The 4172-nt window shown below is 64.9% G+C and carries 4 protein-coding genes; 1 reads left to right on the top strand and 3 read right to left on the bottom strand.

Annotated features, from left to right (window positions below; all coding sequences use genetic code 11):
• The 3 genes from EOA27_RS25180 to EOA27_RS25170 all read right to left on the bottom strand — a co-directional run.
• Positions 1 to 689: ABC transporter substrate-binding protein (locus tag EOA27_RS25180; protein ID WP_145970517.1), on the bottom strand; the 689-nt coding region annotated here is incomplete at its 3' end.
• An 88-nt stretch (positions 690 to 777) separates the two neighbouring features.
• Positions 778 to 1968, bottom strand: a complete 1191-nt coding sequence (locus tag EOA27_RS25175) for a pyridoxal phosphate-dependent aminotransferase (protein ID WP_245467354.1) — start codon at positions 1966 to 1968, stop codon at positions 778 to 780.
• Positions 1969 to 2142: 174 nt separating this feature from the next.
• Positions 2143 to 2904: an HpcH/HpaI aldolase/citrate lyase family protein gene (locus EOA27_RS25170; RefSeq protein WP_126079678.1), complete on the bottom strand. Its 762-nt coding sequence runs from the start codon at positions 2902 to 2904 to the stop codon at positions 2143 to 2145.
• Positions 2905 to 3026: 122 nt separating this feature from the next.
• Between EOA27_RS25170 and EOA27_RS25165 the strand changes: the two genes are divergently transcribed.
• On the top strand, positions 3027 to 4118 hold the full coding sequence (locus EOA27_RS25165) for an LLM class flavin-dependent oxidoreductase (protein ID WP_127257524.1): 1092 nt from the start codon (positions 3027 to 3029) through the stop codon (positions 4116 to 4118).
• Positions 4119 to 4172: the final 54 nt, after the last annotated feature.

Raw genomic sequence — 4172 nt, 5'->3', positions numbered from 1 at the left:
GTCAGCGCGTCGTTGAGCTTGCCGAGCAGCGGATGGTCCTTGCTCATCATCAAGCCGTACTGCTCGCCGGTCTTGATGCGTTCCTTGACGACGAGGTCCTTCATCTTCTGGAACGAATACTGCATGCCGGGGATGTCGCTGACGGCGGCATCGACGCGGCCGGCGCTGAGGTCGAGCAGCAGGTTCTGCTGCGTGTCGTAGCCCTTGACGTCGCTGAAGCCGTCGGCTGCCTGATGGTCCTTGACCCAGGTCTCGCCGGTCGAGCCGGAGAGCACGCCGACGACCTTGCCCTTGAGGTCGGCTTCCTTGCTGATCGCGCTGTCGGTCTTGGTGGCGATGCCCATGTCGGAATCATAGTAGGGCTGGGTGAAGGAGAGCGTCTTCAACCGCTCCGGTGTGATGGTGATCGACGAGATTGCGACATCGATGCGGTTGGAACTGACAGCCGCGAACAGCGCCTGGAAGCCGAGATCGGCGATATCGGTGGTCATGCCGATGCGCTTGGCCGCTTCGTTGACAATGTCGACCTCGAAGCCCTCGAAAGTGCCGCTCTCGTTCTTGTATTCGAAAGGCGGATTGGTCGGGTAGGCGCCTACATTGAGCACATCGGCGGCATAGGCGGTGGCGGGGCCGGCGGCGATGCCGATGGCGGCGGCCAGAACAAGCAGATTGCGACGCGTAAAGCTCATTGGTTTTCCCTCTGGGTCTTCCCTCTGTTGTCGATCGGGCGGGGCTCGCCCCGCACGGTTTGTTGCCGTCCCGCCTCCCAGCGGGGCGTCAATTCATGGCGGCGACCATGCGCTCGAGCGCCGTTTCTATCTGAACGCTGTCGCGGCACACACACATGCGCAGGAATGCCGCCGCCGAATTTCCAAACAGGTGACCGGGCGCCAGCCCGACGCGCGCCGTCTCCAGGATCCTGGCGCAGACCTGCCGCGCATCGGCTTCGCCCTCCATGGCGAAGAATGCGTACATGCCGCCGCGCGGTTTTCTCGGCAGGATGACGCCGGGGATCCGGGCCAGCCGGTCATAAGCGAGGTCGAGGCCGGTCCTGATCCGTTGCCTGATGTCTTCGACCAGCGGCTCGCCCTGGCGGATCGCCGCCACGGCGCCGGCCTGGATCGGCGCGGCGGTGCCGCTGTTGATGTATTGCGTCATGGCGCCGAGCTGGTCGGCCACGCCCGACGGATGCGCCAGCCAGCCTATGCGCCAGCCGGTCATCGCCCAGGCTTTCGAGAAACTGTTGACCGACAGCACCCGGTCGCCGTCCTCGGCGATCTGCAGGATCGAGGGCGCGACGTCGCCGTCGAAATAGAGCCGGCCATAGACCTCGTCGGAAATGATCCAGATGCCGGTGCGCCGGCTGAAGTCCAGCAGCGCCTGCATCTCCTCGCGTGACGCGGTCCAGCCGGTCGGGTTCGACGGCGTCGACAGGAAGATCGCGCGGGTGCGCGCGTCGCAGGTGGCGAACAGCCGGTCGAGGTCGAGCCGCCAATCATCCTTGAAGTCGAGGGCGAACGGCCGCGGCTCGCCGCCGATCAGGTGGATGGAGTTGTGGATGTTGGGCCATTGCGGCGCGACATAGACGACATTGGTGCCGGTATCGACGAGCAGCTCCAGGGCAAGATACAGCGCCTGCATGCCGCCCGGCGTTACCGTGGTGCGTGCGATCGGGATCGGGCGGCCATGGATGCGCGTCTGGTATTCCGACAGCGCTTCGTTCAGCGGGCCATGCCCGCGCATGTTGGGGACGTAGAAGGTCAGGCCTTCGTCGAAGGCCGCTTTTGCCGCGTCGCGGATGAAGGCCGGCGTCACCACATCGCCTTCGCCGTACCAGAGCGCGATGACGTCGCCGAGCTCCCGCGCGCGGACCGCGAGGTTGGCGATGTTTTCCGTGTGCAGGTCGCGAATCTGGGCGCGAACGCCATCGAAGGCATAGCGCGCACTGGACGACGACTGGGGCAACACAAACGACAAGGACTGAAACCCCTTCCACCCGGGCGGCGACGGACTGACAGGAAAACCTGCCGTGGCAGCCGCCATCAGGATGCTATCCAAAGTGCCGCGCTTTTCAAGGCAAAAGTTTTAAGCTTAAAAAAATTTGGCGCCCCTGCTGCCCAACGGATGCGGGTCGCGTCCCTTTTACGCCAGCTCGTCGCGCGCCGCGGCAAAATTGGCCGCCGCGCCGGCGCCAAGAAACATCGTGTCGCTGGCCAGCATGAAGAAGCTCGCGCCGAGGGCGCCCCATCGGCCGACATTCTGCGGGCTGGCGCAGAATATGCCGGCGGTCCTGCCCTGTGCCAGCGCTGCGCCGATGATGCTCTTGATCGCCGCATTGAGCTTGTCTGTGCCGGCAGGCCCGACTGCGTCGATCGACACCGAGAGATCGCCCGCGCCGACGAAGATCAGGTCGATGCCGTCGACGGCCGCGATCGCCTCGATGCTGGCGAGACCTTCCGCTGTCTCGACCTGGACCGCGACGACGATCCGCCCATTGGCGACGGCAAGATATTCGGGGATGCGATAGCCATAGCCGGCGGCGCGTCCGGGGCCGACGCCGCGCTCGCCGAGCGGCGGATAGCGCGAGGCCTTGACGGCCATCGCCGCCTGCTCTGCGGTGGAGACACGCGGCACGAGCACGCCCTGCGCGCCGCTGTCCAGCGCCGCCTGGATCGCCTCCGGCGCATGGCCGGGAACGCGCACCATGGCCGGCACGCGATGCACGTCGGCCGCCCGCACCATGGCTTCGATCGTCTCGCGCGAAATCTGCGCATGTTCCCAGTCGATGCAGAGGAAATCGAGGCCGGACGATGCCATCACCTCGACGGCGACCGGATGGGGAATGGCGGCAAAGGACCCGACGAGGTTGGTCCTGCTGATGCATTTCTGGCGGAACTCGCTCATGCCGATCCCCTTTTCATGTTGCCCAATCCATATCCACAAACGACGACGAGGCGAAGCTATTTCATGCTTGAAATATTTTCACGCCGGCCTAGCGTGTGGCGTTCCGCCCGAGAGTTTCCAAGATGATCAAAGCGCATCCCCTGCATGGCCCGAACAGACTGAAGCTTGGCGTCTTCTCGACCAATGCGGATGGCGGGCTTGCCATTACCGACGTGCCGGAGCGCTGGACGGCAAGCTGGCAGGACAATCTGACGGCGGCCCAGATCGCCGACCGCGCCGGGTTGGAGTTCATGCTGCCGATCGCGCGCTGGCGTGGCTTCGGCGGCCGCAACAAGGTGCGCGAATTCTCCTTCGAGACCTTCACCTGGGCGGCAGCCCTTGCCGCGGCGACCGAGCAGATCGGCCTGTTCATGACGGTGCATGTGCCGCTGGTACACCCGCTCTACGCCGCCAAGGCGCTTGCCACCGTCGACCATATCAGCCAGGGCCGCGCGGGGCTCAACATCGTCTGCGGCTGGAACCCGAAGGAATTCGGGATGTTCGGCACGCCGCTGGTCGAGAAGGGGTACGACCAGGCGGCCGAATGGATCGAGATCCTGGAGCGGCTTTACGCTTCGAGCGAGCCGCTCGATTATGAGGGCGCCTACTATCGCCTGAAGGAGGCGGTGAGCCGGCCGGCCAGCCTGCAGGTGCCGCTTCCAGTGACCATGAATGCCGCTTTCGGAGGCCCCGGCCGCGACTTCGCCGCCGCCCGATGCGATTATCTGTTCACGACCTTCTCCGAGATGAGTGATGCCGGCAAGCATGTCACCGACATCAGCGAACGTGCCGACAAGGTCGGCCGCAACGTCGGCGTCTATACGGTCGCGCATGTCGTCTGCCGCCCGACGATGGAAGAGGCGCAGGCCTATTACACGCGCTATGCCGTCACGATGGCCGACCACGAGGCGGTCGACGCGCATATGACCGGCAAGAAGGAATTCTCGCAGTCGCATGACCAGCACGCCTATGACCGCTACCGCCAGCGCTTCGCCGGCGGCGCCGGAACCTACCCGCTGATCGGCACCCCTGAAACGATCGCCGCCGACATGGCTTCCATCGCCGCGCATGGCTATCAGGGCATCGCGCTGTCCTTCGTCAACTACATGCAGGAGCTGCCCTATTTCTGCGATCGCGTTCTGCCGCTCCTGAAGCAGGCCGGGCTGCGTCAGTAGTCAGTCAGGTATGACCGCGGTCGCCTGGATCTCGACCTTGGCGCGGTCCTCGAC

Origin of the sequence: Mesorhizobium sp. M2A.F.Ca.ET.037.01.1.1 (assembly GCF_003998075.1) — a bacterium.
In the GTDB taxonomy this organism is placed as follows: domain Bacteria; phylum Pseudomonadota; class Alphaproteobacteria; order Rhizobiales; family Rhizobiaceae; genus Mesorhizobium.
The sequence above is the reverse complement of the archived record's forward strand: the minus strand, read 5'-3'. Positions and strand labels throughout refer to the sequence as shown.

Coding starts and splice junctions, on each gene's coding strand:
- EOA27_RS25170 (WP_126079678.1), bottom strand. CDS start 2,904: ATGAGCGAGTTCCGCCAGAAATGCATCAGCAGGACCAACCTCGTCGGG.
- EOA27_RS25165 (WP_127257524.1), top strand. CDS start 3,027: ATGATCAAAGCGCATCCCCTGCATGGCCCGAACAGACTGAAGCTTGGC.